This is a genomic window from Niveibacterium sp. 24ML, assembly GCF_026586805.1.
GTDB lineage: Bacteria > Pseudomonadota > Gammaproteobacteria > Burkholderiales > Rhodocyclaceae > Niveibacterium.
This window is the reverse complement of the sequence record NZ_JAPFHA010000026.1, coordinates 33,179-59,586: the sequence shown is the minus strand read 5'-3', so window position 1 is coordinate 59,586 and position 26,408 is coordinate 33,179. Positions and strand designations below refer to the sequence as shown.

General features: G+C 65.8%; 24 protein-coding genes. 14 read left to right on the top strand and 10 right to left on the bottom strand.

What is annotated here, in order from left to right:
* Positions 1-404: 404 nt before the first annotated feature.
* On the bottom strand, positions 405-866 hold the full coding sequence (locus OPU71_RS18310; protein ID WP_267729508.1) for a putative toxin-antitoxin system toxin component, PIN family: 462 nt from the start codon (positions 864-866) through the stop codon (positions 405-407).
* A gap of 14 nt (positions 867-880) precedes the next feature.
* Positions 881-3,658, bottom strand: coding sequence for an AMP-binding protein (locus tag OPU71_RS18305; RefSeq protein ID WP_267729507.1), 2,778 nt, complete (start codon positions 3,656-3,658; stop codon positions 881-883).
* Between the two features lie 286 nt (positions 3,659-3,944).
* Here OPU71_RS18305 and OPU71_RS18300 point away from each other — a divergent pair, with 286 nt between their 5' ends.
* Positions 3,945-4,601 carry a hypothetical protein gene (locus OPU71_RS18300; protein ID WP_267729506.1) on the top strand — a complete coding sequence of 219 codons (657 nt, stop codon included), beginning with the start codon at positions 3,945-3,947 and terminating at the stop codon, positions 4,599-4,601.
* 23 nt (positions 4,602-4,624) lie between these two features.
* On the opposite strand, the gene OPU71_RS18295 is transcribed toward OPU71_RS18300, so the two are convergent.
* Complete coding sequence (locus OPU71_RS18295) at positions 4,625-5,710, bottom strand: Lrp/AsnC family transcriptional regulator (protein ID WP_267729505.1); 1,086 nt, start codon at positions 5,708-5,710, stop codon at positions 4,625-4,627.
* A 398-nt stretch (positions 5,711-6,108) separates the two neighbouring features.
* Here OPU71_RS18295 and OPU71_RS18290 point away from each other — a divergent pair, with 398 nt between their 5' ends.
* From OPU71_RS18290 to OPU71_RS18270, 5 genes are all read left to right on the top strand, one after another.
* Complete coding sequence (locus OPU71_RS18290) at positions 6,109-6,258, top strand: hypothetical protein (protein WP_267729504.1); 150 nt, start codon at positions 6,109-6,111, stop codon at positions 6,256-6,258.
* On the top strand, positions 6,255-7,337 hold the full coding sequence (locus tag OPU71_RS18285; RefSeq protein ID WP_267729503.1) for a hypothetical protein: 1,083 nt from the start codon (positions 6,255-6,257) through the stop codon (positions 7,335-7,337). Before OPU71_RS18290 ends, OPU71_RS18285 begins: the two co-directional genes overlap by 4 nt.
* Positions 7,338-7,380: 43 nt before the next feature.
* The gene (locus OPU71_RS18280) at positions 7,381-7,671 is read left to right on the top strand and encodes a hypothetical protein (protein WP_267729502.1); all 291 of its coding nucleotides are present in this window, start codon (positions 7,381-7,383) and stop codon (positions 7,669-7,671) included.
* 54 nt (positions 7,672-7,725) lie between these two features.
* Positions 7,726-8,658 (top strand): cysteine synthase A, encoded by a 933-nt coding sequence (gene cysK, locus OPU71_RS18275; protein WP_267729501.1) that lies wholly within the window; start codon positions 7,726-7,728, stop codon positions 8,656-8,658.
* Between the two features lie 108 nt (positions 8,659-8,766).
* Positions 8,767-9,903, top strand: coding sequence for a MalY/PatB family protein (locus OPU71_RS18270; protein ID WP_267729500.1), 1,137 nt, complete (start codon positions 8,767-8,769; stop codon positions 9,901-9,903).
* Between the two features lie 536 nt (positions 9,904-10,439).
* Here the strand turns inward: OPU71_RS18270 and OPU71_RS18265 are convergent.
* The 3 genes from OPU71_RS18265 to OPU71_RS18255 all read right to left on the bottom strand — a co-directional run bounded on the left by OPU71_RS18265 (position 10,440) and on the right by OPU71_RS18255 (position 11,954).
* Positions 10,440-11,303, bottom strand: coding sequence for a GNAT family N-acetyltransferase (locus OPU71_RS18265; protein WP_267729499.1), 864 nt, complete (start codon positions 11,301-11,303; stop codon positions 10,440-10,442).
* A gap of 266 nt (positions 11,304-11,569) precedes the next feature.
* The gene (locus OPU71_RS18260; protein ID WP_267729498.1) at positions 11,570-11,779 is read right to left on the bottom strand and encodes an MAPEG family protein; all 210 of its coding nucleotides are present in this window, start codon (positions 11,777-11,779) and stop codon (positions 11,570-11,572) included.
* Positions 11,742-11,954, bottom strand: a complete 213-nt coding sequence (locus tag OPU71_RS18255) for a hypothetical protein (protein WP_267729515.1) — start codon at positions 11,952-11,954, stop codon at positions 11,742-11,744. Before OPU71_RS18255 ends, OPU71_RS18260 begins: the two co-directional genes overlap by 38 nt.
* A gap of 101 nt (positions 11,955-12,055) precedes the next feature.
* Here OPU71_RS18255 and OPU71_RS18250 point away from each other — a divergent pair, with 101 nt between their 5' ends.
* The 3 genes from OPU71_RS18250 (at position 12,056) to OPU71_RS18240 (ending at position 16,318) form a co-directional block, all read left to right on the top strand.
* Positions 12,056-13,246, top strand: a complete 1,191-nt coding sequence (locus OPU71_RS18250) for a class I SAM-dependent rRNA methyltransferase (RefSeq protein WP_267729497.1) — start codon at positions 12,056-12,058, stop codon at positions 13,244-13,246.
* A 359-nt stretch (positions 13,247-13,605) separates the two neighbouring features.
* Positions 13,606-15,774, top strand: coding sequence for a primosomal protein N' (locus tag OPU71_RS18245; RefSeq protein ID WP_267729496.1), 2,169 nt, complete (start codon positions 13,606-13,608; stop codon positions 15,772-15,774).
* Positions 15,746-16,318 carry a thermonuclease family protein gene (locus OPU71_RS18240; protein WP_267729495.1) on the top strand — a complete coding sequence of 191 codons (573 nt, stop codon included), beginning with the start codon at positions 15,746-15,748 and terminating at the stop codon, positions 16,316-16,318. The genes OPU71_RS18245 and OPU71_RS18240 overlap by 29 nt, the downstream gene beginning before the upstream one ends.
* Positions 16,319-16,416: 98 nt before the next feature.
* Here the strand turns inward: OPU71_RS18240 and OPU71_RS18235 are convergent, their stop codons facing one another.
* On the bottom strand, positions 16,417-17,448 hold the full coding sequence (locus OPU71_RS18235; RefSeq protein ID WP_267729494.1) for a threonine aldolase family protein: 1,032 nt from the start codon (positions 17,446-17,448) through the stop codon (positions 16,417-16,419).
* A 148-nt stretch (positions 17,449-17,596) separates the two neighbouring features.
* Positions 17,597-18,574: a DMT family transporter gene (locus OPU71_RS18230; protein WP_267729493.1), complete on the bottom strand. Its 978-nt coding sequence runs from the start codon at positions 18,572-18,574 to the stop codon at positions 17,597-17,599.
* A gap of 75 nt (positions 18,575-18,649) precedes the next feature.
* On the opposite strand from OPU71_RS18230, the gene OPU71_RS18225 reads away from it, so the two are divergent.
* Positions 18,650-19,558, top strand: coding sequence for a LysR family transcriptional regulator (locus tag OPU71_RS18225; RefSeq protein ID WP_267729492.1), 909 nt, complete (start codon positions 18,650-18,652; stop codon positions 19,556-19,558).
* A gap of 5 nt (positions 19,559-19,563) precedes the next feature.
* Here OPU71_RS18225 and OPU71_RS18220 read toward each other — a convergent pair whose 3' ends face one another.
* Both OPU71_RS18220 and OPU71_RS18215 read right to left on the bottom strand, forming a co-directional pair.
* Complete coding sequence (locus OPU71_RS18220; protein ID WP_267729491.1) at positions 19,564-20,574, bottom strand: AraC family transcriptional regulator; 1,011 nt, start codon at positions 20,572-20,574, stop codon at positions 19,564-19,566.
* A gap of 300 nt (positions 20,575-20,874) precedes the next feature.
* Positions 20,875-21,420, bottom strand: a complete 546-nt coding sequence (locus OPU71_RS18215; protein WP_267729490.1) for an outer membrane beta-barrel protein — start codon at positions 21,418-21,420, stop codon at positions 20,875-20,877.
* Positions 21,421-21,778: 358 nt separating this feature from the next.
* Here OPU71_RS18215 and OPU71_RS18210 point away from each other — a divergent pair, with 358 nt between their 5' ends.
* The 4 genes from OPU71_RS18210 to OPU71_RS21395 are packed head-to-tail and all read left to right on the top strand — an operon-like array spanning position 21,779 to position 26,294.
* On the top strand, positions 21,779-22,471 hold the full coding sequence (locus OPU71_RS18210; protein ID WP_267729489.1) for a TnsA endonuclease N-terminal domain-containing protein: 693 nt from the start codon (positions 21,779-21,781) through the stop codon (positions 22,469-22,471).
* Positions 22,468-24,378, top strand: coding sequence for a helix-turn-helix domain-containing protein (locus OPU71_RS18205; RefSeq protein ID WP_267729488.1), 1,911 nt, complete (start codon positions 22,468-22,470; stop codon positions 24,376-24,378). Before OPU71_RS18210 ends, OPU71_RS18205 begins: the two co-directional genes overlap by 4 nt.
* The gene (locus tag OPU71_RS18200) at positions 24,365-25,276 is read left to right on the top strand and encodes a TniB family NTP-binding protein (protein ID WP_267729487.1); all 912 of its coding nucleotides are present in this window, start codon (positions 24,365-24,367) and stop codon (positions 25,274-25,276) included. The genes OPU71_RS18205 and OPU71_RS18200 overlap by 14 nt, the downstream gene beginning before the upstream one ends.
* Complete coding sequence (locus OPU71_RS21395) at positions 25,221-26,294, top strand: TniQ family protein (protein WP_420712400.1); 1,074 nt, start codon at positions 25,221-25,223, stop codon at positions 26,292-26,294. The genes OPU71_RS18200 and OPU71_RS21395 overlap by 56 nt, the downstream gene beginning before the upstream one ends.
* Positions 26,295-26,408 lie beyond the last annotated feature (114 nt).

The window sequence follows — 26,408 nt, the reverse complement described above, 5'->3', positions numbered from 1 at the left end:
CCGCTAAGGCCGAGGAGCTGCCCCCGAGCCGTAGCTAGCTCCGACCGCCTCCAGCCTGAACTGACTGCTTGTCTCGTCGTTGCGAGCGGCTGCTTCTGGATGGATGCCGATGAGTAAGTCGCTGCTCGTTAGCTGACATTGGCGAGTCGACTAACACTGAGCCCTGCGACCGCTACGGCCGAGAAATTGACCCCGCGACGAGGCGGACGAGGGCGACTGCGGCGAGGTTCGGGACGGCGGCAACCGGTCGATCAGTCTCCGTCGGCTGCGTGGTGTCGCGAGCAGGTCGCGACGGACTTTGTTTCACCCGGGCGGAGTTCATTCGCTCGACATTCCGGTCTGGAGTGGTCCGGTGTTCACCTGTGGCGCGAGAGAACCCGGCGGGCTTGCGGGCCAGGCCGGCCCTAAGCCGCGCTTAGCCCTGCCTCGAACTGCTCGGGCGTGATGATCGCCATGCGCTCGCGCAAGAGGCGGTGCTTGCCCAGGCGCAGCACCGCCTTGTCGCGGCTGATCAGCCAATCCGCCTTGCCGGTGAAGGCCAGCTCGATGAATTTCTGGTCGTCGGCGTCGCGGCACTTGGGCAGCAGGAAGTCTGTGGCGAGGGCGGGCAGCAGCTCGACGCGGCTGCGGTATTCGGTGTGCAGACGTGCCTGTTCGTCGGCGCCGACCTTGAACTGCACATAGGCCAGCACGCGGCGCAGCTCTTCGAGCGTGTCTTCACGCGCCAGCAGCGCAAAGCGCCCGGCTTCGCAGGCCTCGCGCAGCCTTGGCAGGCGCGGATCGCGAAACAGCCAGAGCGCGAGTACGGTGTTTGAATCGAGCAGCACGCGTGCTCGCTCGGGCAGGGCGGGTGGCAGTTCGGACATGGCGGGACTTTAGCCTACTTCGGCAGCAGATCCGGTTCGCCACACAGCGTGAGCATGGCCTCGCGGGCCGCGGCCTCCAGCCGCATCGCGGCGGCCCAGTCCGATCCGTCGGGCTTGAGCAGGGCGCCCTGGGCAAAGTGCAGCGGCGCGCGGCGCGGCAGCCAGGTGCCATCGCGCAGCAGCGCGCGGCTGCCTTGCAGGCCGGCCACCAGCAGCGGTACGTTCGCCTGCGCCGCGGCCAGGAAGGCGCCGGCGCGAAAGCTGCGCAAACCGGCGGCGCGGGTGAAGGTGCCTTCGGGGAAGATCACCAGGGAGCGCCCCTGCTGCAAGGCGCTGACCAGCGCCCCCACGTCTTCACTGCCGCGCCGGGCGTCGCTGCGGTCGACGAACAGCGCGCCGAGGCCCCGCAGCAGGCGGCCGGCGATGCCTTGCGCCGCCAGTTCGGACTTGGCAACGAAGCAGTAGTGCGGTGCCAGCACGGCGCTGAGGATCAGCCCGTCAAGGTAGCTGGCGTGGTTGCAGACGAGCACATGCGCGCCTGCCGGCGGCGGGTCGTGCCAGCTGCTTGAAAGTGGAATGCGGCAGATGCGCAGCCAGGTGCGCGCGGCATGGTGCACCAGCGTTCGCGCGGGGCGCGGAGCGTGCAGCAAGGCAACGATCAGGCACACCGGTGTCGCGAGCAGCGCGAAGGCCAGCAAGGCCCAGAGCGACCACAGCTTGCGGCGGATCTGGCGCAGGCCGAGCCGTGCCTGCGCGGTGAAGCTGCTCAGCATCAGCATGCCGCCCAGCCACCAAGCAGGCCGATTGCGCTGTTGCAGATCGCCGGCGAGGTAACGATCCCGTGTGGCCGCGCGGCGGATCTTGCCGCTGGAGGTTTTCAGCACCGCATGGGGCGGCGCCAGCACGATTTCGTCCGCCGGCTCACCCAGCACTGCCATCGTTGCGGCGGCGATCTGCGATTGCAGGGCGGCACGTGCCGCGTGAGCGGTTTCGCGGGTTTCCGCCAGCACGATCAGGCGCTCGCTGCCCTGTGTGCCGCTGGGGCAGGCAAACACCGCCACACAACCGCGCCGTATGCCGGGCAGCGCGCCGACGGCCTCTTCCAGATCGTAGGGGTAGAGGTTGCGGCCGGCGCGGATGATCATGTCCTTGATGCGGCCGGTGAGGTGGATTTCGCCGTCGGCCAGGTAGGCCATGTCGCCGGTTTCGAGCCAGCCGTCGCGGATCAGGTGCGCGCTTGCGTCCGGGTTGCGGTAGTACGCGGCGGTGGCCGAAGGGCCGCGAAACTGCAGCCGCCCGGCGTGGCGCTCGGGCAATTCGTCGCCGGCGCGGTCGATCACCCTTACCTCGTGCCCCGGCAGGGGGCGCCCGCAGGCGGGAATCTCCAGCGCCGGCTCGCCGGGTGCGGCCGGCACGGCGGTTTCGTCGCGCGCGAGCAGATCGGCACGGACGCGGTCGATGCGCGGGCCGCGGCCGGGAGGCGGAAAGGCGAGTCCGACCGAGCATTCGGCCAGGCCATACACCGGTGTCAGCGCTTCGCGGCGAAAGCCGGCCGGGGCAAAGCGGGTGGCAAACGCGGCCAGCGTGGTCGGGCTGACCGGCTCGGCGCCGTTGAAGGCCAGCCGCCAGTGCGACAGATCGAGCTGAGCCAGCGCCGCATCCGGCACCTTGCGTACGCACAGTTCATAGGCAAAGTTGGGCGCTGCCGAGAGGGTGCCGCGGTGCTGCGAGATCGCCTCAAGCCAGCGCAGCGGCTGCGCCAGGAAGGAGAGCGGCGACATCAGCACCAGCGGGAAGCCGTGGTACAGCGCCCCCAGCCAGGCGCCGATCAAGCCCATGTCGTGATACAGCGGCAGCCAGGACACGAACACGTCGTTCGCATCGACACGGCAGGCTTGCCCCATCGCGCGCAGGTTGGCGAGCAGGTTGGCATGGCTGAGCGCCACGCCCTTGGGGTCGCCAGTGCTGCCGGAGGTGTACTGCAGCATTGCCAGGGCCTCGCCCGCCGGGTGGTGGGCGCTGGTGGCGCTGCCGGCCAGGTCTTCCGGCGCCAGCACGCGGACGATGCTGGGCGCGGCGGCGCACAGTTGCAGCGCCACCGCTCGCGCCTGCGGCACCGTGATCAGCAGGCTGGCCTGCGCATTGGCAAGGATCTTCGCGTGCCGCCGCACATGCTCGCCAATCTGAGCCAGCCGTGCCGGCGGGTAGATCGGCACCGGCACAGCGCCCGCCAGCAAGACGCCGAAGTAGCCGACGAGGTAATCGAAGCCGGTGGGCAGCATCAGCGCCACGGTTTGCTGCGGCCGCACGCCCAGCGCAAGCAGCGCGGCCGCTGCCTGTGCCGCGCCTTGCCATAGCGCGCCATACGTCATGCGCCGGGCCTCGCCGTCTTCAGCCAGCCACAGCACATGAAGCCGGGCCGCATCGCGTGTGGCGCGCCAGGCCAGCACATCCACCAGGCTTTGCGCTGCCACCGGGGTGCCGGTGTCGCGCGTGCCGCCGAGCGCCTCGGGTGCCGCAGGCGCTTGCGGCAGCGGCGCGCCGGCAAAGCGCAGCAGTTCGCGCAGGGTGTCGGCTTCGGCAATCGCGCGCTCGGGGAAACTGCAAGCGAGCGCACTGCCAAGGCGGCTGATCAGCTCGACACGCGCAAGGCTGTCCAGATCGAGGTCGCGGCCAAACGCGCTGTCCAGCTCCGGCAGCGCGGTGCGGGCCGGGTGGGTTTCCTGCAGCAGCCTGGTGGTGATGTCGAGCGCCCGCGCAACGGTGGCGTCGCGTGCCTCGTGGCCGTCCATTGCGGTCTCCTTGCCGCGGGAGCGCCTTCCGCAAAGGAACAATGGCGCCTCCCCTTCAGCATAGACAGGGGGACGCTGCCTTGCGGAAGATGCGGCCGCCCGGTGGCGCGCTTCCGGTGCCAGCAGGCTTTACGGCGCGGCAGCGGGCGGCAACAATCCTGTTGCGCGCGATGAACGTGTTTGCCCCGTTTCCTTGGCGCGATCCGGGCCCGCTGGTGTGGCGGGCGCCGGGCAGGCCCGGGGTGACCCGGCGTTCAACCCGAAGCAGGCGCAGGAGCCGATACGGATGCTATTTCTGAACAGCAATGACTACGGATTCGATAGCCAGACCCTGGGCTTTCCGAGTGTGATGGGCTGCCAGGCGCTGGTGCTCCTCACCTCACACGGGCTTTACGGCCTGCATGATCTGAAGGCGGGCACCGCTGAGGCTGCGCGGCACAAGATCGAGTTCTTTGCCGACTGGGTCAAGGGCGCGCTCGCCGCGAAAGGCGGCGGTGACAAGCTGCGCCTGTACGGCGTGATCAACCATACCCAGCAGTACACCAACAATACGTTCGGCAACGGCGAGTGGGACGCCATGCTGCTCCATCTTGCCGGGGCGCTGGAATTTGATGGCCCGATCAGCAAGTACCGGGTCAGCAAGCACATTGATCGCGATGGCTCGATCTATATCCGCTTCGACAATGCACACGATGGCAACTGCGTGATCCGGTACAAGCGCTGGTCAAAAATGGAATCGAACGACAGCCATGTGTTCGCCGCACCCGCGGACTACGGATTCCTGCGCGGACACCGGGAGCTCAACGCCGCCGGCACCGACGTGACGACGCACTTCACGTCGCAGATGCCCGGCATCCTGACGAACAGCGTCAATCGCCGCGGGCAGGCTGGTGAAGGCGTGCTTCATGCCGTCAGCGCAAGGAAGATCGTTGCGGTGCGTTAGCGCCCCGTGCGGGCAAGCCCGGTTCAGCGCGCTTCGGCGTAGCGCGCGCCGTGCTGTTTGTAACGGCGCGTCGAGAACAGCACCGCCGAGGGGGCCGCGGCAAGGCCGGCTTCGGCGATGACGCGCTCGCGGATCGCCTGCACGGCGTCGCGCTCGCGGCCATGGATCATGCAGTACAGGTTGTAAGGCCAGCGATCGGAGACGCGCGCGCGGCGATAGCAGCGATTGATGCCCGGCAGTTCGGCAATGCGGTGGCCGATGCCGGCGGCCTGCGCGTCCGGTACATCCCACACGCACATTGCGTTGGCGCGCATGCCCGGTTCATGGTGATGCATGACCACGCCGATGCGGCGGATCGCGCCGATCTCGAGCCAGTGGCGCAATTGCTCGATGACTTCGAGCTCGTGCATGTCGGCGCGCATGCCGATCCGCGCAAACGGGCGCGGCACCAGCGGCAGGCCCTGTTCGAGCGCACCGACCAGGCGCCACTGCCGGCTGTCGAGGCTGACGCGGGCGCGGTCAAGATCCACCGAGCGCGAGGCGCGCGATTCGGGCCCGCGCAGGTCGAAGCCCCGATCAAGGTGGTAGCCCTCAAGCATCGGCAGGTCGAGCGGGACCGAGCCGGTGGCCTCTTCGATCCGTTGCAGCGCCGCGCCGATCTGGCGCCGCTCGGCCGCGGTGAGGACGAACCACAGGTTGTACTCGTGGTCGCGCGCGTAGTTATGGTTGACCTCGGGCATCAGGGATATGTAGCCCGCCACCGACTCCACCCGCTCGGGCGCGACGCTGATTGCGCAGAGGGTGGATGCGCCGAAAGCGGCGGGCGTCAGCACCGGCCCGATGCGCGCCAGACTGCCTTCGCGCTGCAAGCGGCGAAACGCGTTGAGCACCTCGCGGGTGCTGCGGCCGTAGGCTTCGGCAATGCGGGTGAAGGGCTCGGCGTCGAGCGGCAAGTCGCGCTGCCAGCGGTTGAGCAGCTCGAATTCGAAGGCTTCATCGCGCGGGCGCTCGCCCGACTGGCCACCGAGCAGCGCAAGGATGTCGACCGGGCTGCCGGACGAGGGCACTGACTGGGGTGGCAAGCGGCCGGTGAGCGGAATGGGTTTCATCACTTATCTGCGTTCGCCGCACTGGTGGTCATCTGGAAGCCGGGCGTTGCGGCAATCGCAGCGCGGGCGGGCCCGTCAGACCGTTTGTTATTGATGCGCCTGCCGCCACGGCGTGGTGCCATCCGGCGTGCGCGGGCGCCGAGCCGGATGCCGAAAATGCCGTGTGACTGCAGGTCAATGAGGCGCACTTTGCCGCCATCGGTGGCGGCGAAGTTGACCCATGTCTGCTTTCGCGCAGGTCGCGCACCGCGCGCCGCACCGGTCTTGATGCAAACCCCTGCGGGGGCGATTCCGTTGCGGTTACTGCGCAGGCAGCCCGCCGCCGGCGGCGCTGGCGGCGGCCGCGCGGCGCATCCTGGCGGCCGTGGGGGCTATCATCTGCTGCAAGGAGACCCGCGATGCCCCCAACCCTCGTGCCTGACCGATCAATGATTCTGGATGCGCGCCGGGTCCGCTTTCCCGTTTTTGAATGCCGCGTCACGCTGAGCTTCGATTCGCCCTGGCAGCCCGATCGCATGAGCCCCGCCGCGCGGGCCGCAATGCAATGAGCGCCGCACGCTGGTTGCCGGTGGGCGGTGTGGTGCTGGCGCTGATCGCCGCCTTGTGGGCGGGCCTCTTGCGCCTGGGCCTGCTCTTGCCCAGCCCCGCCGGGCAGTTGCCGCTGATGCATGGCGCCTTGTTCGGCTGCGGCTTCTTCGGCACGGTGATTTCGCTTGAGCGCGCCATCGCCTACGGGCGCGAGGCGGGCTTCGCGGTGCCGCTGGCCAGCGCCACGGGCACAGTGATCGCGCTGGCCGGCGCCTGGGAACTGGCGCTGTTCATCTGGGCGGGGGCGGGGATCGGCCTGGTGGTGATCGCCTTCCTGCAGGCACGCGAGATTCGCGAACCCTACGCCGACATTCTTACGCTCGCGGCGAGCTTCCTGCCGCTGGCGGCGGTGCGGGTGATCGGCGGCCATGCGGCGCCGGCGGCGCTGGCCTGGATCGCCTTTCTGGTGCTGACGATCGCCGCCGAGCGGCTGGAGCTTTCGCGGGTGATGCCGCGGCCGCGCTGGGCGATTGCGCTACCGCCGGTGCTGGCTTTGGCGCTTGCCGTGGCGGCGTGGCTGGCCGTGAGTCACCCGCTGGTGGCGCAGCGAGGCATGGCACTGGCGCTGATCGGCTGGGTGCTGTGGCTGCTGCGCTTTGATGTGATCCGGGTCACCTTGCGGCGGCCCGGCCAGCCCCGCTTCACCGCGGTGTGCCTGCTGGGCGGCTATCTGTGGCTGGCTGCGGGGGCACTCGTGCTGGCCTGGTCGCCGACCCCGCTGGGGCCGGGCGATGCCGCTTACGACGCGGCGCTGCACGCGGTGTTCGTCGGCTTTGTCATGTCGATGCTCTTCGGCCATGCCCCGATCATCCTGCCGGCGATCACCGGCTGGCGCCCACGGGTGCGGCCGCAGCTCTACCTCGCGCTGGCCTTGCTGCACGCATCCCTGCTGGTCCGGCTGGGCGGCGATGCGCTGGGCGAGGCCGCGCTGCGGCAGATTGGCGGGGGGCTGCATGCACTGGCGCTGGTGGCCTATGGCGTCTTACTCGCGCAGGGCGGTGGCAAGCGGATTGCTCTCTCGCGGCCGCCCAGGCCCTGAGCGGCCGCGGCCTGCCGGCCGTGGGCGTTTGCACGGCCGGCAGGTGGTTTCCGCTCAAGTTGCGGCGGTTCGCGCCGAGCTGCTGGATGGGGCGTTCAAACAGGCGAATGCGGAACTGGGTCACCACCTTGGCGACCGCGTGCTGCAGGTGAGTTGCGAGCGCTTGCGCAGCGTCATCGGCGTTGCAATCCACCCCGACGCTGCTGGCAGCGCAGAGGCGCTGACCCGGCTGGCCGACCGCCGCATCGATGTCGTCAAGCGCGCCAGGGCGTCTGAGCAAAACCCATATACATATGCCCTCGCGGCGGTTTCGGGGCGGCGACCAAGCGCCTAGAATCCGCCGTCTGCCCAAACGGCGCTAATACCCCACCTAACGGAGAGGCTTCATATGCGTATTGCCAACGACGTTACCCAACTGATCGGCCGCACGCCGCTGGTGCGCCTGAACCGACTGACCGAGGGCGCCGGCGCCACCGTCGCCGCCAAGCTCGAATTTTTCAACCCGGCCCACAGCGTTAAGGACCGGATTGCGATCTCGATGATCGAAGCGGCCGAACGCGACGGCAAGATCAAGCCGGACACCATCATTCTTGAACCGACTTCGGGCAACACCGGCATTGGCCTGGCCATGGTCTGCGCCGCGCGCGGCTACAAGCTGACGATCGTGATGCCCGAAACCATGAGCCGTGAGCGTCGCCTGCTGCTCAAGGCCTACGGTGCCGAGCTGATCCTGACCCCGGGGCCGGAAGGCATGCCCGGCGCGATCAAGCGCGCCGAGGAGATGGCCGCCGCTGACGCGCGCTACCTGATCCCGCAGCAGTTCGAAAACCCCGCCAACCCGGCCGTCCACCGCAGCACCACCGCCGAGGAAATCTGGGCGGATACCGACGGGCAGGTGGACATCTTTGTTGCCGGCATTGGCACCGGCGGCACCATCACCGGCGTGGGCGAAGTGCTCAAGGCGCGCAAGCCCGGCGTGCAGATCGTGGCGGTGGAGCCTGACGCAAGCCCGGTCTTGTCCGGCGGTGCGCGTGGCCCGCACCCGATCCAGGGGATTGGCGCCGGCTTCGTTCCGGGAATCCTGAACACCTCGGTTTACGACGAGATCATCCGCGTCAAGAACCCGGACGCCTTCAGCTACGCACGCCGGGCCGCAACCGAAGAGGGCCTGCTGGTCGGCATATCGTCGGGCGCGGCACTGTGTGCTGCGATCGAACTGGCAAAGCGGCCGGAAAACGCCGGCAAGTTGATCGTGGTGGTCATCCCCTCGTTCGGCGAGCGTTACCTTTCCACCGCCTTGTACGAGCATCTGGCCGTTTGATGCCGGGCGCCCGGATGGCGCTTCGCTCGACGACAAACGCGACGCCGGTCGCGTTTGTCGTTTTCACACTCAGTCGGCATGCTGAACCCGCACGGAGACCACGCCGCCATGTTTGATTTCGATACGCCACTCGCGCTCGCCAACCGTTCGCATTCGATGAAGTGGGCGCGCTATGCCGGGCGCGATGTGTTGCCGATGTGGGTCGCGGACATGGACTTCGCTGCGCCGCCAGCCGTTACCGCGGCCTTGCACGAAGCCGTCTCGTTCGGGCTCTTCACCTACAGCGTGTCGCCCGACTCGCTCACCGAAGCCGTGCTGGATCACCTTGCCCGCTCTTATCGCTGGCAGGTGGAGCCTGACTGGCTGGTGTGGCTGCCGGGTCTGGTGTGCGGCATCAACCTTGCCGTCCGCGCCGCGACTGAGCCGGGCGATGGCGTGTTTGCCGCCACGCCGGTGTATCCGCCCTTCCTGTCTGCGCCGGGTCTGGCGGAGCGGCGGCTCGAGCGGGCTGATCTGGTGCGCGGCGCCACGCGCTGGGAGTGGGACTTCGATGCCGTCAATGCGGCACTGGCGCGCAGCCGCCTGTGGCTGCTATGTCACCCGCACAATCCGGTTGGTCGAGCATGGGACGCCGACGAACTGGCACGGATCGCCGATCTGGTGGTGCGGCATGATGTGCTGGTCTGCTCCGACGAGATCCACTGCGGCCTTGTGCTGGATCCGGCAAAGCGCCACGTCCCGCTGGCCGCACTCAACCCGGACATTGCTCGGCGCAGCATCACGCTGATGGCGCCGTCCAAAACCTTCAACATCCCCGGCCTCGGCGCGGCATTTGCGGTGATCCCGGACGCTGGCCTGCGCCGCCGCTTTGCGCGGGTGATGGCGGGCATCGTGCCGCATGTGAACATGCTGGGCCTGATCGCGATGGAGGCGGCATTTCGCGAGGGCGAGCCATGGCGCCTGGCCCTGATCGATTACCTCGCGCAGAACGCGCGCCAGGTGGCGCAAACCATCGCAGCCCTGCCGGGGGTGAAGATGACGCCGGTGGAGGCCACCTACCTTGCCTGGATCGACTGCCGTGAGCATGGCCTTGCGCATCCGGCGCCGCACTTCGAGGCGGCTGGCCTGGGCCTGTCGGATGGGCGGGACTTCGGCGCCCCCGGCTTCGTGCGGCTCAACTTCGGCTGCCCGCGCAGCACGCTGGACGAAGGCCTCGCCCGCTTCGCGCGGGCCTTGTCGGCCTGACGCACCGCACGGCGGCGCAAAAACACAACGGGCCGAAACCCCTGGGGGGTCCGGCCCGCAATTTCGGTCAGCGTTGCCGCTTACCCGTCGCCGTTGTCTCTGACGGCGTCATTCTTATGGTTTATCTCCATCCTCTGGCTCGATTCTCGGACTGGCGCGATCGCTAGCGGAACCTGCATCGTATTGTTCTTCGCCTTGTTGCCTGCCTGACGAAGTGCGCGGAGTGTAACCACAAGTCATGCCAGGGTCGACCACTGCCCAATCAGCAAATAGCGTCAAGTGTGGCGTTTGTTGCAATTGAGTCATAAACGGCTGCGGCAGTCGTGCTTGCGGTAAGCCGACGGCGAACTTGATGACCGGCTCGCCTCTTCGATGTCGCCCTTGATCTGTTCGGTCATCCGGGCCCCGCTGGCAGCCAGGTGAGGATGCCCTGTCTGTGCCGGATCTCGCCAGGCCTGCACACTGCGTCCAGCGTGACGGTACCCGCCAGTGGCAGCGCCTTATTTCTCGGCATCGGCGGCGAGCAGAGGGGCGCCTCAGGCTTGTCGCAGACGCCTTGCGAGATCTGGCACGCGGATGATGAAGCGCACTTGTCCGGTGCCATCCGCCTCGCGAGCGAAGCCGAGTTTCTCGTGCATCTTTATCGCAAGCTCGTGACCGGGTAACACGACGCTATGCAAGGTGTCCGCGCCATGCGAGATCAGGTGGGCGAGGGTGCGGGTCAGCAGGCGGCGGTGCAGGCCGGTGCTGCGGTACCAAGGGTGGATGTTGATGGCGAGGATTTCCCAGCAGTGCTCGGCCCTTGGGCGCAGCAGCACGTAGCCGGCGAGGCGCTGCTGCAGGTGTTCAGCGATGACGCGGCCGCCGCAGGCCAGCGCAGCAGCGTGGTGTTCACGCTGAATGTCCTGCGAGAACTGGCCGTGCTGCGCGGCAATCAGATCACCCAGCGTGAGCTGATCGAGCCGCGCCATTTCGTCGAGCAGATGCGCTTCATGGCTGCGCCCGCTTTCGCCCAGCGGCTGCAGGCCGTGGCGGAGGCGTTGCAGTGTCAGCTGCAGCACCCGCGCATCGTTGCTGGCGCGGTGGCGCTCGATGTGCAGCTCCGCCTCGACCTGCGCCTTGGTGTCGTGCCAGCGGTTGGCCTGCTCTTCGCTCAGCAGGGTGCGCAGGCTATCGAGCCGGAATGCCGGCACCCGCTCGGCGGCGTCGAACAGCAGCGCGATCCAGCTGTAGTCGTTGGCCCAGCCGTCGGAATACACCACTTTGCCGGCCAGTTCCCGGTTCAGGGCTTCGGCGATCTGTTGGGGTGAGCGGCCGTGCTGCAGCAGGCTGTGGCGTGAAATGTGGTGCACCGCCTCGGCCGATGCATCCCAGTGCGTCCACTCCGGCTCCGGGCGCACCAGACTGCAGAACGCGCGGTTCTCGGGCAGGGCGACGCCGATCTCGATCGGATAGCTGCGCGGGCCAAAGCCCGAGGCTTCGACATCGATGACGATGGGTGCCGCATCACCGGCGGCGTTCTGTTTTGCGCTCAGGGCGTCTGCTCCTCTGGAACCCGCAGGCGCACGCGCGTGGCGTGTGGCCGAGTTAGACCGGCCCGGCTGTGCCGATCATGCAAGCGATTCTGGGGCGGCTGCCCGCCGCAATGCAAGCGCGGCACGGCGCATCAGACGGCTGCCCACATCAAGCGCACGCAGGCGCTGATGCCGATAAGCCAGACCGGGCTGCGCAGGGTCGCCAGATCGGCGAAATAGCAGCCCGGGTAGGCAAAGCGCGCGACAACGAAGCGCACTACGCACGGGTTGATCAGTGCTGCGGGAACTCGGCGAGGTGGGCCATCAGTACCGCAGCCGCGAAGATCGGGAAGGCTTCCCAACTGTTCTGCTGGCCAAGTTGGCGCGCTGCGCCCAGCCGTTGAGGCGCGATAGCGTTTCGCGCGGCGCATGCTTGTTGTGCCCCACGCTGCTGCGGGCCGCGCCGAACGTGGCCAGGCCCACGCAAAGATAGGGTTGGAGCCCGGCGATGATCACGCGCTGAAAGCTGATCTTCATGCCCGACTTCGCACAAGGGGGGCGCAGCGTAATCGCTTTCCATCCGCCGGAAAGTCGCGGCGGGCGTGCGAAAATCGCGTTTTGCCTGCAGGAATGCCGCCATGGCCCAACTCATTCTCAACCCCGGCCGCGAACGCTCGGTGATGCGTCGCCACCCATGGGTGTTTGCCGGCTCGGTCGCCACGCTGAGCGGCCGTGCTCGCCCGGGCGATACGGTGGAAGTGGTGTCCGATCGCGGCGTCGTACTCGGTCGTGCGGCCTTTTCGCCCGAATCGCAGATCCGCGCGCGGATGTGGACTTTTGACGCCGATACCCCGATCGACCACGCTTTCTTCAAGCGCCGCATCGCGGCCTCGGTGGCGCGCCGCAACGCGCACCCGATGCTGGCCGGCCAGGACGGTGTGCGCCTGATCCACGGCGAATCCGACGGCCTGCCCGGCGTGATTGCCGACCGCTATCGCGACACCATGGTGCTGCAACTGACCAGCGCCGGCGCCGACCGCTGGCGCGACGCCATCGTTGCCGGCCTGCTGCAGGCCACCGGCTGTGCCAACATCTACGAGCGCTCGGATTCCGAGGTGCGTGGCCTCGAAGGCCTCGGCCCGGTGGTCGGGGTGCTTGCCGGCCAGGCGCCCGACCCGGATCTGGCGATTGAAGAGCACGGCGTGCTGCTGGGTGTGGATGCGGTGGCGGGGCACAAAACCGGCTTCTACCTCGATCAACGCGAGAACCGGCGCCTCACCCGCGATCTGGCCAAGGGCCGCAGCGTGCTCAACTGCTTCTGCTACACCGGCGGCTTTTCGCTTCAGGCGCTGGCAGGTGGGGCGAGCGAGGTGCTTTCGATTGATTCGTCCGGCCATGCGCTCGCCAGCGCGCGCCGTAACCTTGAACGCAATCCGCAACTCGACGCGAGCCGGGCGACCTGGCTGGAGGCCGATGTCTTCGAAGCCCTGCGCAAGCTGCGTACCGAAGGCCGCCGCTTCGACCTCATCATTCTCGATCCGCCCAAGTTTGCGCCCAGCGCCGCGCACGCCAAGCGGGCTTCACGCGCGTACAAGGACATCAACCTGCTCGGTTTCCGCCTGCTCAACCCCGGCGGCATCCTGATGAGCTACTCGTGTTCCGGCGGCATCGGGCAGGAGCTGTTCCAGAGCATCATCGCCAACGCAGCCTGCGACGCCGAGCGCGACGCCCAGATCATCCATCGCCTGTCTGCTGCGCCAGATCATCCGATTGGCCTCGCCTTCCCCGAGGGGGAATACCTGAAAGGGCTGGTTTCCCATGCGGCGTAAGGCATTGGCGGCCATCTCGCCGGCTTGCGAAAAATACTTGCGCGGCGCTTGACTTATTCACACCGAGCCGCTCTCACGCCAAAAAACGCTGCCGCGTGGTGCTTGACAATGCGCTTTATACGTAAGTGCTTGTTTTGCAACGATTTGACAAACTCGAAATGTTGCGACGCAGGATTGCAGTTGAACAAAAATGGTGCATCGGCGGCGCATTTCACCGCAATCACCCACAAAGTTATCCACAGGCTATCAAAACGCCCTTTGTTACAAGGGGGTTAAACGGAATTGTGTGTGTGCAATCTGATGTTTGATTCGTAAGTGTCTGGATTGAAAGTGAAAAGTTGTCTGATCGAAGCGGTCGTTTGAATTGCGTGGTCCGGCTTGCCTTGCCGGTGCCATTGCCTCGCAGCTTTGACTATCTGGCGCCGGTGGATATCTCTGCCGCCGACATCGGCCGCCTCGCGCGTGTGCCCTTCGGCAAGGGCGAAAAGATCGGCGTGATCCTCGCCTTGCCCGAGCTGGCGGCGGTCGACCCGGCCAAGCTCAAGCCACTCGGTCCAATCCTTCGAGAAGTGCCGGCACTGCCGGCCGACTGGCTGGCGATGGTGCAGTTCGCCGCGCGCTACTACCACCACCCGCTTGGCGAAGCGGTTGCGGTGGCGCTGCCGCCTGGCCTGCGCGGCGCCGAGCTGATGGACGATCGCAGCGCCGACCCCTGGCTGATCCTCACCGACGCCGGCCGCGACGCGATCGCCCAGGCCGGCCGCGCCTCGCGTCTGCGCGCCGTTGCGGAACACCTGGCGCAGGGCGAAGCGCAGCGCTCGGCACTGGTGGCCCAGTTCGGCAGCCCGGCGCTGCGCGAGGCACGCCAGCGCGGCTGGGTCACCGAGGCCCATACCCGCCGCGAAGCGGATCTGAGTGCGGCCCCGACGCTGAACGATGAACAGCACAGCGCAGTGGAGGCGGTGTGGGCGCAAGCCGGCCGTTTCAGCCCCTTCCTTCTGCATGGCATCACCGGCAGCGGCAAGACCGAGGTCTACCTGCGCCTGATCGAACGCGCCCTCGCGGCCGGCCAGCAAGCCTTGCTGCTGGTGCCCGAAATCGGCCTCACGCCGCAGCTCGAAGCCCGCGTGGCAGCGCGATTCCCGCGTGCCAAGCGGGTGGCGCTGCACAGCGGCGCGACGGATGGCGCGCGCTGCCGCGGCTTTCTCGCGGCGCTCGATGGCTCGGCCGACATCATCATCGGCACCCGGCTTTCGGTGTTCAGCCCGCTGCCGCGCCTGGGCCTGATCCTGATCGACGAAGAGCACGACGCCTCGTACAAGCAGCAGGACGGCCTGCGTTATTCGGCGCGTGATCTGGCGGTGTGGCGCGCGCAACAGGCGGCGGTGCCGGTGGTGCTCGGTTCGGCCACGCCTTCGCTCGAAACCTGGCAGGCCGCGCAGAACGGCCGCTACCGCTTGCTGCGCCTTGAGCGCCGCGCCGCAGCGGCCGCGCCGCCGGTGGTGCGGCTGGTGGATACGCGCCGCATCAAGCTCAAGGACGGCCTCTCGCCGCCGCTTGAAAACGCAATTGCCGCGCGGCTCGAACGCGGCGAGCAGAGCCTCGTCTTCCTCAACCGCCGTGGCTATGCGCCGGTGCTCGCCTGCCCCGCCTGCAACTGGGTCAGCGATTGCGATCACTGCTCGGCCCACCGAGTGTTCCACCTTTCCGAACGCATCTTGCGCTGCCACCACTGCGGCACCGAAGCGCCGGTGCCGCGTGCCTGCCCGCAGTGCGGTAACCAGGATCTGCACGGCTTCGGCCGCGGCACGCAGCGGGTCGAGGAATACCTCGCCGCGCGTTTTCCGCAGGCGCGCATCCTGCGGGCCGACCGCGACAGCATCAAGACCCCGGCGCACTGGGCGGCGCTGCGCCACGCGATCGAGGCGGGCGAGGCGAACATCCTGGTCGGCACCCAGATGCTGGCGAAGGGGCACGACTTCCCCAAGCTCACGCTGGTTGGCGTGATCGGCGCGGATGCTTCGTTGTTTGCGGCTGACTACCGCGCGCCCGAACGCCTGTTTCAGCAGTTGATGCAGGTGGGCGGCCGCGCCGGCCGGGCCGGGCTGGCGGGCGAAGTCTTCATCCAGACTGAATTCCCCGAGCACCCGCTGTTCGACGCGCTACGTCGGCAAGACTTCGACGGCTTCGCCAACTCGCAGCTCGAAGAGCGCGCGCAAGCCCACTTCCCGCCCTGCGGCGCGCAAGCGGTGCTGCGGGCCGAAGCGCCAGAAGTGGCGCAGGCGCTCGAATTCCTTTCCCACGCGCGCGCAGCGGCCGACCCGTTTGCCGATGCGGTGCGCCTGTACGACGCCGTGCCGATGCGCCTGGTGCGCCGCGCGCGGCTGGAACGCGCGCAACTTGTGATCGAAGCCGATACCCGCGGCGCGCTGCAGAACCTCCTCGCGCAGTGGGTGCCGCTGCTGCACACCCTGAAGGCGCCGCGCACCGTGCGCTGGCATGTCGATGTTGATCCGATCGATATCTAGGCGGCGGGGCTTCGCCCTGCTGCTGGCGTTTCTCGGCGCGCTGGCCTGCGCCAATGCCGATGCGCGCGGTGGCCGTTTCAAGGGCGAAATCCGCTCGGTGGATGACGGTGACTCGCTGCGTGTACGCGACCGCAGCGGCAACATCCGCCAGGTGCGCCTTGCCTTCATCGATGCCCCCGAGCACGACCAGCCCTGGGGCGCCGAAGCGCGTGAAAACCTCAAACGCCTTGTGGTGGGCGGCGCGGTCACGGTGGACTGGCGCGAGCGCGACCGCTACGGCCGCTACGTCGGCGTGGCCTGGGTCAGCTCCCCCGACATGCCCTGCCTCGGTCGCGCCGACTGCCCCCACAACCTCGACCTCGGCCACGCCCAGGTCGCCAGCGGCTTCGCCTGGCGCTACCGTGCCTACGCCAAGCACCAGGACCCGCAAGCCCAGGGCCAGTACGAGTTCTCCGAACAAGAAGCCCGCCGCCGTCGCATCGGCCTCTGGCGCGACCCCTCACCGATCCCACCCTGGGTCTGGCGGAGTGGGTGGCGGGGGTAGCAGCGCGGGCGCCCGCTGTTGTCTGCCTTAGCAATGGCTGCGGAATGCGCCTGCCGTGCGTTCAGTGCATCACACCGGTTTGCCTTGGATGTCAGGCCTCAACCCAGACACGCCCTCACATCCGCCACCAGCGCATCCACCTGTTCCGGCTGCGTTGCCCATGAGCAGACGAAGCGGGCGCCGCCGGCGCCGATGAAGCTGTAGAAGGCCCAGCCTTTGTCCTTGAGTGCGTCGGCGGCGTGCTGCGGCATGCTGACGAACACGGCGTTCGATTGCACCGGGAAGAGCGGGGCGATGCCGGGCAGGCGGGCGAGCGCATTACCGAGGCGCCGCGCCATCGCGTTGGCGTGGGCGGCGCGTTTGAGCCAGGCGCCTTCGTTGAGCATGCCGGCCCAGGGCGCGGCGAGGAAGCGCATCTTCGAGGCGAGCTGGCCCGCCTGCTTGCAGCGGTAGGCGAAGTCGCGGGCGAGATCGTGGTCGAAGAACACCACCGCCTCGCCGATCGGCATGCCCATCTTGGTGCCGCCAAAGGAGAGCACATCGACGCCGGCGCGCCAGGTGATGTCGGCCGGGCTGACTTCAAGGCTGGCCACGGCGTTGGCAAAGCGCGCGCCGTCCATGTGCAGCGAGAGGTTCATTTCCTTGCAGGCGGCGCCGATTGCGCGCACTTCGTCGAGCGAATACACGGTGCCGACTTCGGTGGATTGCGTGATCGTCACCGCGCGCGGCTTGGGGTAGTGGATGTCGGTACGCGCGGCGACCAGCTTTTCGATGCCGCGGGCGTCGAGCTTGCCGTCGGCGCCGCCGGCGAGCAGCAGTTTGGTGCCGTTGGAGAAAAACTCCGGCCCGCCGCATTCGTCGGTTTCGACGTGGGCGAGCTTGTGGCAGACGATGCTGTGGTAGCTCTGACACAGCGAGGCGAGCGCGAGCGAGTTGGCCGCGGTGCCGTTGAAGACGAAGAAGACTTCGCAGTCCGTTTCGAAAGTGGCGCGGATCGCGTCGCAGGCGCGGCGCGTCCATTCGTCGTTGCCGTAGGAAGCGAGCGTGCCGCTGTTGGCGGCAATCAGGGCCTCCATCGCCTCGGGGCAGATCCCGGCGGTGTTGTCGCTGGCGAATTCGGTGTGTTGCATGGCGGGGTGTCCGCGTAATTGAAAAGGTGAGCGGCGAGTCTAGCACCGGCCCTGCGGCCTCACTTTGTCTGGCGCGGCCAAAAAAAACGCGACGGGTTAGCGTCGCGCCGAACTCAAGGTACGAGACCTGAGGGAGGAAACATCGGTACTAGACCCTGAGGCGTTTGAGCGGCGCCAAAGGTGCAGGTTTGGGGGCGGCCGGCTTGCTGGCGAAGGACACGCCCAGCACCACCAGCACGGTGCCGGCGAGCTGCGCCGCCGACAGGGGTTCGTCAAGAAACACGGCGCCAAGGCAGATCGTGATGATCGGGCCGACACTGCCGAGCATGGCGGTGCGGGTGGCGCCCAGCTCACGGATCGCGGCGCTGAGCATGAATACCGGCAAAACCGTGGAGAACACTGCCATCGCTGCCGCGAGCGCCAGCACCGGCATCGGTTGCACCAAATCCTGAAGCGGGCTGGTGGCGCCAAAGTGCGCGAAGGTCGCCACGGTGGAAACGCACATCGCCAGCGCGGTGAAGCGGCGGCTGCCCAGGCGCAGGACCATCTCGCCGCATCCGGTGAGGTAGAGCGCGTAGCAGACCGCCGAACCGAACACCAAGGCGCCGCCCAGCACCACGGCGGTGAGGTCGCCGCGCAACTGCAGATCGTGCGCGAAGGCCAGCGCGATACCGAGCCAAGTGAGGCCGAGCGCGGCGAAGTCGCGCGCCGAGAAGCTGCGGTTGAACACGAACACCGCGATCAGCAAGGTGAGCGTGGGGTAGGTAAATAGGATCAGGCGTTCGAGGCCGGCCGAGATGTACTGCAAGCCCATGAAATCGAGCAGCGAGGCACCGTAGTAGCCCAGCAGGCCCAGCAGCGTGAGCGCCACCCAGTCGCCCACCTTGAGCGGTGCTGCATTGCGCGAGGCGCGTAGCGCGATGAAGGCGAACACCGGCGCGGCAAAAGCCATGCGCAGCGCCAGTAGCGCGAGCGGGCTGACGCCGTAGGGGTAGGCCAGCTTCACGAAGATCGCTTTGGCGGAAAAGCCCAGCGCAGCGAGGATCGCGAACCAGAAGCCGGTGATTTCGGAATCGCGGAACACAGGTATCCAATCGAATGCCGAGAGGATCGGCAGAGTCGCCATTGGATTCGATTCGGCGCAGTATGGACAAACGGTATTTTCCGAAGTAATCATTCGGTTTTAACGAACGCTAAGCCGATGCGCTACGACCTGACCGATCTGCAGCTTTTTGCCGCCATCGCGGCCAGCGGCAACCTCACGCAGGGGGCCGAGCGGGTGCATTTGGCGCCGGCCAGTGCATCGGCCCGTGTTCGGCGGCTCGAAGAGGCGGCCGGGGCGCCGCTGTTTGAGCGCCTGCCGCGCGGCGTGGCGCTGACGCCTGCGGGTGAAGCGATGCTGCGGCACGCGCGGCGGGTGCTGTCGGAAGTCGCGCTGCTCGATGCGGAGCTCGGCACCTTCGCGCGCGGCGTGGCCGGCGTGGTGCGATTGTTTGCCAATACCAACGCGATCGGCGGCAACTTGCCGCGCGATCTGGCCGGGTTTCTTGCTGCGCATCCGCAGGTGGACGTGCTGCTTGAAGAGCATCCGAGTCCGGCGATTGTGAGCGCGGTGGTGGCAGGCGCGGCGGATGTGGGCATCGTGGCGGGCGAAGTCGGCGGGCCGGAGCTCGCCTTCCTGCCTTACCGTGCCGATCGCCTGGTGCTGGTGTGCGCGATCGGGCATCCGTTTGCCTCACGCGGCCGGATGAGGTTTGCCGAAACGCTGAGCGAGAACCATGTCGGCCTGTCTGCCGACAGCGCGATCCATGGTTTCTTGCTCGACCGCGCGCGTGAAGCCGGGCGGCGGCCGAGGATCCGCGCCCAGGTGCGATCCTTCGAGGCGGTCTGCCGCATGGTCAGTGCCGGCGTGGGGGTTGCGGTGGTGCCGCATTCGTCGGCCGCGGCGGCCAGCGCGACCATGCCGCTGGCGATGGTGGAGCTCAACGACGCCTGGGGCAGCCGTGAAATGAAGCTCTGCTTTCGGCGCGAGCAAACGCTCTCGCCCTATCAGCGCGAGTTGATCACCCACCTCACGCTGATCGGCCCGGCCGGCGCACGCGCCGTTTGACGCGCTCAGGCGGTGGCGAACTGCGCGTCGCGCCAGGTGGAAGGTGCCTGGCCCGTCCAGCGGCGGAAGGCGCGGGTGAAGCTCGCGATTTCGGCAAATCCCAACAGGTAGGCGATCTCGTTGATTGAATGGGTGCCGGTGCGCAGGTAGTCGAAGGCGAGTTCCTGCCGCAGCCCTTCGAGCAGGTTTGCGAAGGTATAGCCGTGCTCGCCAAGGCGGCGCTGCAAGGTGCGTTCGGACATCAGCAGCTTCTGCGCGACCGTGGCGCGGTGCGTGTTGCCGGAGGGCAGCATCTCGATCAGGGCGCGTCGCGTCAGCGCGGCGATGTCGTCCTTGGCGTGGCGGGCCAGATAGTCGGTCGCGATCTGTTCGGCAGACAGGGCCAGTTCCGAATTGCCGCTGGGCAGCGGGCGGTCGAGGTCTTCGGCGGTGACGGCGAAGGCGTATTCCCGAGCCCCGAATTCCGGCTCGACGCCGAAGAACTCGCGCAGGCGCTTGGCTGATGCAGCCGGCCACTGGTGGCGAAGGCGTACCGCGGCGGGTTTGAAGTCCGGCCCCGCAATCGCGCGGCAAAGGCGCACCAGCGATGCGATGCGGGCATCGTAGCTGCGCGGCAGGGTGTAGCCATCTTCGGTGTTGAAGATCAGCCAGGTCAGCGCGCCTTCGTCGCGGATCTCGACTTCATCGACAGAGCTGACGACCCTGAAGTAGCGCACCAGGCGACGGCCGGCTTCGCGCAGTGTGGCGCTGGCGAGCCAGGCAAAACCCACCGCATGCAGGGTGGTCGGGTTCAGCTTGGTCGCTACATCGAGGCCGAAGCAGGGGTCCGCCTCGACCGCCCGCACAGCGGCCTCCCAGAAGCGGCCGGCGGGGCCAACCGGGATGCGCGCGTTCGGGTCGCGCAGCAAGGCCGGGTCGACGCCCGCTTGCGCTGCGATGAGGTCTGCGTCGAGGCCGCGCTCGGCGAGCGTCGTGTGAACCAGCAGCATCACGCTGCTCAGCCAGGATTCCTGCATGGTGATCGGTCCGATCGGGGAGATGCCGCATTCTAGGTTCAGAACAGGCTTGCCGGATCGTGCCGTGCAAATGCTGACAGACGTAACAACGGCGACCCGAAGGCCGCCGCTGTCTTGAGGCTGGGGTAGAGGCCGGAATCCGGCCCCGCGGGCTTAGGGAAGGCCTGAATAGGTGGCTGCGACGGCGCACCGCTGTGTTGCGGCGTGCTCGCTCCCGCGCATATCTTTTTGATATGTCTTGGTCGCTGTGCGCGCCGCGCCTCGCGCTGCATCCCTCTCGCTCACATATTCAGACCTTCCTTAGAACTTGTAGTTCATGCCCACGGTGAACAGCGTGGTGTTCTTGTCGAAGCTGCCCTGGGCCGACTCGTAGGTCGGCGCACCGGTCAGGTAGGCCACTTCGGTGCGAATGCCGATGTTCTGCGTCGCCTTGAACTCTGCGCCCACCGCGAACTTGGCGGCGGTGCCCGAGAGCCCTTCATCCACGCCGGCGCCGCTGATGTCGCGATCAATGTAGGCGAGGCCTGCCTTGCCGTACACGCCGATGCTGTCGGTCACCGGCAGCTTGCCGACTACGTCTAGCGTGAGCGCCTGGTTCTTGGCCTCAAGGCCGCCCGCCTTGCTGGTGCCCAGATCCTGGTAGCCCGCCTCGAGGGCAAAGTTCTTGTTGAAATCGTAGCCGCCGTAGAGGCCCCAGGTGGTGGGGTTTTCCTTCAGCTCGCCGTTGCCGGAGACGTCGTGGCTCGATGCGCCGACGTTTGCGCCCATGTAGAAACCTTGGTCGGCTGCGAGGGCGGCGCCCGCAAAGGTGGCAGCTGCTGCGGCGATGATCAGTTTGGTCTTCATGTGGTGAATCCTTTCGTCTCTCACGAACCCTGCGCGGTAGGGGGTTCTTGAATCGTTGAAACCGCGCTGCGTTTCAGTGAGGGGCATCGTACGGACTCGGGGGGCGATCGGCCTTGTCGCGCGGAGCCGCGGACTTGGCTTTGGCGGCCAAGGCAGCGACACAGGTGTAAGGGCCTGTAAACGCAGCGCGGCCCGCACTGGGCGGGCCGCTGCTAACGGAGGAACGGGGGTGTCAGGCGTTCATCAGTGTGGGCATCTACAAGTATCTGAGAAAAATGGCCAAAAATCGGCCCTATATGACAGAAGTCAATGCAACTTATGCCATAAGTCCATGATAGTGATTGTCAAAGCTACATAAGTGGCTGCAAGCGATTTGCAGGCGATCATGCCGGTACGACGGATTCCCAAAAACTACGTGTCCGTGACTGGACGTTTTGCCAGTTGCAAGAACGGCAGGGCGCTCGGTTTTGAGTCGCTACTTGAGCGCGATTACATGCTGCTCCTTGAGTTTGACGACGAGGTTGTGAGTTTTGAGGAGCAGCCAGTGCAGATCGCCGTTCCGAAGGGCGACCGACGCGCTGGCACGCAGTACGTGCCGGACGTCTTGGTCCACTACAAACCGTCGCCAGACGGTACAGCCAAGCCGTCGGTACTCGCTGAAGTAAAAAAAACGTCGGATCTGAAAGTGAATGCGGCGAAGTACGCGGCCAAGTTTGCCGCAGCCACATCGTTTGCTGAAGGGCGCGGTTGGGTCTTTAGAACCGTATCAGAGTTGGAGATCCGGACGCCGCGCTTGGAAAACCTCAAGTTCCTACGGGAGTTTCGGCTGGCTGAGCGCGACCCCAAATTGGCGGGCCTGATTCTCAGCGGACTGTCGGCAGTCGGCATCATGCTGCCCATCAGCGTAATGATTGATGAGCTCTTCCCGACAGAATCTGAGCGTTTGAACGGATTACCAGTGCTTTGGCAGATGATCGCATCCAATGAAATTGGGGCGGATCTGGATCAGCCCCTGAACAACGAATCGATGATTTGGAGTCTGCGCTCATGACTCCGAAGGTCACAGCCCTTGCCTGCCCGCAACTGGTTCTGACGAAGGGCGCATCCGTCGACTATCTCGGTCAGGAATACGTGATCACGAGCGTTTCGACACTAGAAAGCGTCATTGCGAGGAATCTGTCGACCGGAATGCTGGAAGCGCTCCAGGTTGGTCGCGTTCGACCATGGCTCGGTGGCGAGAAACAGGCCGCAGCCCAAGATCGCGACCTTGACGCGGTATCGAAGGACGCATGGGATGAGGCGAAGCGGCGGCTCAGTATCATTCAGCCGCTGGTGGGTCGCTACGAACATGGCGCCCGCTTGGCCGATGCGCTAGCGCGTGAACATGGTTTGTCGGTTCCGACCCTGTATCGTTGGCGGAACCTCTATCTGGGGTCTGGGCTGTTGTCGTCGTTGTTGCCGACAAAACGCAGCGGCGGGCGCGGCAAATCAAGAATTAGCGATCCGAGGATCGAAGAGGCGCTGCGCCACACCGTCGAGGACTATTACATGACCGATGAGTGCAATAGCCTCGTCGCGGCTTGGGAGCATCTCGATGAACTGTGTCGACAACAAGAAATCGAAACACCTCACCTCAATACGCTTCGGACGCGCGTGGCGTGGCGGTCGGCGCGAAGTGTATTTGCTGCTCGCAAGGGCAATCGGGCTGCGAGCATGAGGTTCGATCCGATAGAGGGGTCCGTGCCAGATGCCGAATGGCCGCTTGCAATGGTGCAGGTCGATCACACGGAACTACCCGTCATCATCGTCGATGACACAACTCGCCGTCCCATCAATCGCCCCTGGGTGACCTTCGGCATTGATGTCTATAGCCGCATGGTCCTGGGGATGTACCTATCGCTGGATCCCCCTTCTGCGATGTCGGCTGGGATCTGCATTTCGCATGCAATTCTCGATAAGGATCAGTGGCTGGCGGATCGGCACATCGATGCGCAGTGGCCGTGTTGGGGGGTGATGGGCACCCTCCACATGGACAATGCACGGGAATTTCGGGGCAATATGCTGCTAGCCGCCTGCGAGGAGTACTCCATCGATCTGATGCTGAGGCCAGTCAAAACACCGCACTACGGTGGTCACATCGAACGGCTAATGGGCACCGTGTCGGAGGGCCTCAAAACGATCCCGGGAAAAACCTTTTCGGGACCGACGCAAAAAGGGGAGTACGACTCCGAAGGCAAGGCAGTAATGACGCTGGCTGAGCTTGAACGGTGGTTGGCATTCTTCCTTGCCAAGTACCACAACGAACTGCACCGGGGTATCGGCACGTCGCCAATTCAAAAGTACCGGGAGGGGTTGCTCGGTACCAAGGGGCGCCCGGGCAGAGGCCTGCCCGCCCGGCGTCTTGACGCCGAGAAAGTGCGGATCGACTTCATGCCGTTCGACTATCGTGTCATCCACGGATTTGGCGTGGTTTGGGATGACATCGTCTATTTCCACGACGTCCTGCGTCCATGGGTTCACGTAACCAACCCCAGCGATCCTCAGCGGACTCAGAAGTACCGCTTCCGTCGTGATCCACGCGACATTAGCGAGTTGTATTTCTTCGATCCTGATGCGAAGCGCTACTTTGCGATCCCATACCGAAACCTTGCGCAGCCCGCCATCAGCCTGTGGGAGGCGAGGGAGGCCAAAAAACAAGCACGTGTCGACGGTATCAAGCACATCGACGAAGAAACGATATTCCGTTACGCAAGGAAGATGCGGGAGCAGGTCGCAGTATCGGCTGAGTTGACCAAGGCGGCGCGCAAGAAGAACCAGCGAGCGATTGAACACGCGAAGGCGAAGCTTCGCAAAGCCAAGGAATTGCCGCGCGTCGCATCAAAGACGCCCATACCGACGCTCCCTCCGGCAGTTCGGGGCTACGACCCGTCTGAAATCACGCCGTATGACGATGACTGACAGGCGGACGACCTCCCCGCGCGAGCCCGTTGACATCGCTGCCGTAACGGCCGCCGATGCGGCCGCCCGTATTCTGCATGTGCGGCAAGGGGTGTGGGTTGGGTACGAGCGGGCCAAACAGATTTTGGCCCGCATGGACGAACTATTGGACCACCCACCGATCGATCGCATGCCCAATATGCTGATCGTTGGGCCAAGCAACAACGGCAAGACCCAGATCTTGCGGCGCTTTCTTTCCAAGCACCCTGTCGATCCTAACCCGAAAGGGGACGCAGCAATCATCCCCGCGGTAATGGTGGGCGCACCGCCAACACCAGACATTGGCGACCTGTGTGTCCGAATCCTCGAAGCTATCCACGCGCCTTACAAGGCTGTTGCGACGGCCGTTGAACGGATTCGAACGGTGAAGAAGATCCTCGGGCAGACCGAAACCCGAATGCTGCTGATAGACGACATTCAGCACATGCTCACCGGTGGGGCGATGAAACAACGCGAATTCCGAAATGCCATCAAGGATCTAGCGAACGAACTGAAGATATCGATCGTCGGTGCCGGTATCGACGAGGCTCACATCGTCTTTGCGACCGACCCTCAGTTATCCAATCGATTCCATCCCGAGCCTTTGCCGCTTTGGCGCCCAGGTACTGAACTGGGCAGGCTTCTCGACACGATTGAGCGCAAGTTGCCACTGCGCGCGCCCTCCGGCTTAAAGACGCCAGAGTTAATGCAGCGAATCGCGTTCATGACCGAGGGGCCAATCGGAGAAATCTACGCAGTGGTCAGTTTGGCTGCGATTAGTGCCATCCGTGACGGGTCGGAACGGATCACGCTGGAGTCGCTCGATGCGATCAACTGGACTCGACCATCCGAACGCAAGGCTCGGCCCTCGCTCAAGTAGTGGGCGGAAGGCCGCCCTCGACCTGCTGTGGCCAATACACCTTAAGCCGCAGCCGGACGAGCTCATGACCAGTTGGTTCGTCAGATTGGCCCATGCTCATGATCTGAAGCTCCACACGCTTGGACTACTACTATATGGCGCTGAGGTTCAACTCTGGAGCCGGGACCTCGACGCCCTTGCGCCCGATTGGCTGCTCGCAGGTCTGAGTGCGCATACTGGGTTGTCCGACGTAGCAGTGCGCGCGACCACACTAAAACCGTACGCGGGTAGGCTATTTCCGGTGACCCACAACGGGCCGATCGCGCCATGGATTCTCCCTCTCAGAATGGCGAAGGAGCGGCGTCAAGGCCATGGGGTTCAGTTTTGTCCCAAGTGTCTTTCCGAAGATTCTGTGCCTTATTTCAGACGACGTTGGCGGCTGGCGCTCTGCACTTACTGCACACGGCATGAATGCTTGCTTCTTGATCGCTGCCAAGAATGCGGGTCGCCGGTCGAGTATCACCGTGGCGACGTTGGTATCGAGACCGGCAATGCGTTTAAGGGGATGACTACCTGCTGCAGTTGTGGCGCCGATTTGCGCCAGGCACTTGTTCGACCGCCGTCCTTCTACGCCCCCGACGCGAGCGAACTATCTTCTTCCGTTGTGCTTCGCTTGGAGGGGCGCGGCGCACGTTGCCGACCGCGTAGTGCAGGGTACTTCTCCGTTCTTCATCAACTCTGCCGCCTGATGATGAGCCGCTATCGCAATGTGCGGTTAGGCGACTTCGCTGCTGAGCGATTGGGTGTCCACGGCTCCCCGAAGCTGGCGCCAGTGAGGTTGTTTGAGCTGCTTGACGTGGCAGATCGTCACCATTTGCTACAGCTTGCATTCTGGGTGATGTCCGACTTGCGGACGCGCCTTCGTGACGCGCGGCTCGATGGTGCGATTACCTACAGCGGGTTGCTCAGAGATTTTTCGGAGGCGCCGCGGTGGTACCGAAATGCCGTTGTCGGTCTGCGCAGAACCTGGGTTGCGTAACGCGGCCCTTGTGGGCAGGCCAGCGGACGGACTGGCACGAATGAAGTCCGCGAAGAAGTATCTCAGATGATATTGGTCACTCCTCAATACGCTGCCTGATTGCCTGGGGCAGCG

Excerpts from the sequence above, each read along its gene's own strand:
- OPU71_RS18310 (WP_267729508.1), bottom strand. The coding sequence starts at position 866 with ATGTCCGAACTGCCACCCGCCCTGCCCGAGCGAGCACGCGTGCTGCTC.
- OPU71_RS18305 (WP_267729507.1), bottom strand. The coding sequence starts at position 3,658 with ATGGACGGCCACGAGGCACGCGACGCCACCGTTGCGCGGGCGCTCGAC.
- OPU71_RS18300 (WP_267729506.1), top strand. The coding sequence starts at position 3,945 with ATGCTATTTCTGAACAGCAATGACTACGGATTCGATAGCCAGACCCTG.
- OPU71_RS18295 (WP_267729505.1), bottom strand. The coding sequence starts at position 5,710 with ATGAAACCCATTCCGCTCACCGGCCGCTTGCCACCCCAGTCAGTGCCC.
- OPU71_RS18290 (WP_267729504.1), top strand. The coding sequence starts at position 6,109 with ATGCCCCCAACCCTCGTGCCTGACCGATCAATGATTCTGGATGCGCGC.
- OPU71_RS18285 (WP_267729503.1), top strand. The coding sequence starts at position 6,255 with ATGAGCGCCGCACGCTGGTTGCCGGTGGGCGGTGTGGTGCTGGCGCTG.
- cysK (WP_267729501.1), top strand. The coding sequence starts at position 7,726 with ATGCGTATTGCCAACGACGTTACCCAACTGATCGGCCGCACGCCGCTG.
- OPU71_RS18270 (WP_267729500.1), top strand. The coding sequence starts at position 8,767 with ATGTTTGATTTCGATACGCCACTCGCGCTCGCCAACCGTTCGCATTCG.
- OPU71_RS18255 (WP_267729515.1), bottom strand. The coding sequence starts at position 11,954 with ATGAAGATCAGCTTTCAGCGCGTGATCATCGCCGGGCTCCAACCCTAT.
- OPU71_RS18250 (WP_267729497.1), top strand. The coding sequence starts at position 12,056 with ATGGCCCAACTCATTCTCAACCCCGGCCGCGAACGCTCGGTGATGCGT.
- OPU71_RS18240 (WP_267729495.1), top strand. The coding sequence starts at position 15,746 with ATGTCGATGTTGATCCGATCGATATCTAGGCGGCGGGGCTTCGCCCTG.
- OPU71_RS18235 (WP_267729494.1), bottom strand. The coding sequence starts at position 17,448 with ATGCAACACACCGAATTCGCCAGCGACAACACCGCCGGGATCTGCCCC.
- OPU71_RS18230 (WP_267729493.1), bottom strand. The coding sequence starts at position 18,574 with ATGGCGACTCTGCCGATCCTCTCGGCATTCGATTGGATACCTGTGTTC.
- OPU71_RS18225 (WP_267729492.1), top strand. The coding sequence starts at position 18,650 with ATGCGCTACGACCTGACCGATCTGCAGCTTTTTGCCGCCATCGCGGCC.
- OPU71_RS18220 (WP_267729491.1), bottom strand. The coding sequence starts at position 20,574 with ATGCAGGAATCCTGGCTGAGCAGCGTGATGCTGCTGGTTCACACGACG.
- OPU71_RS18215 (WP_267729490.1), bottom strand. The coding sequence starts at position 21,420 with ATGAAGACCAAACTGATCATCGCCGCAGCAGCTGCCACCTTTGCGGGC.
- OPU71_RS18205 (WP_267729488.1), top strand. The coding sequence starts at position 22,468 with ATGACTCCGAAGGTCACAGCCCTTGCCTGCCCGCAACTGGTTCTGACG.
- OPU71_RS18200 (WP_267729487.1), top strand. The coding sequence starts at position 24,365 with ATGACGATGACTGACAGGCGGACGACCTCCCCGCGCGAGCCCGTTGAC.
- OPU71_RS21395 (WP_420712400.1), top strand. The coding sequence starts at position 25,221 with ATGCGATCAACTGGACTCGACCATCCGAACGCAAGGCTCGGCCCTCGC.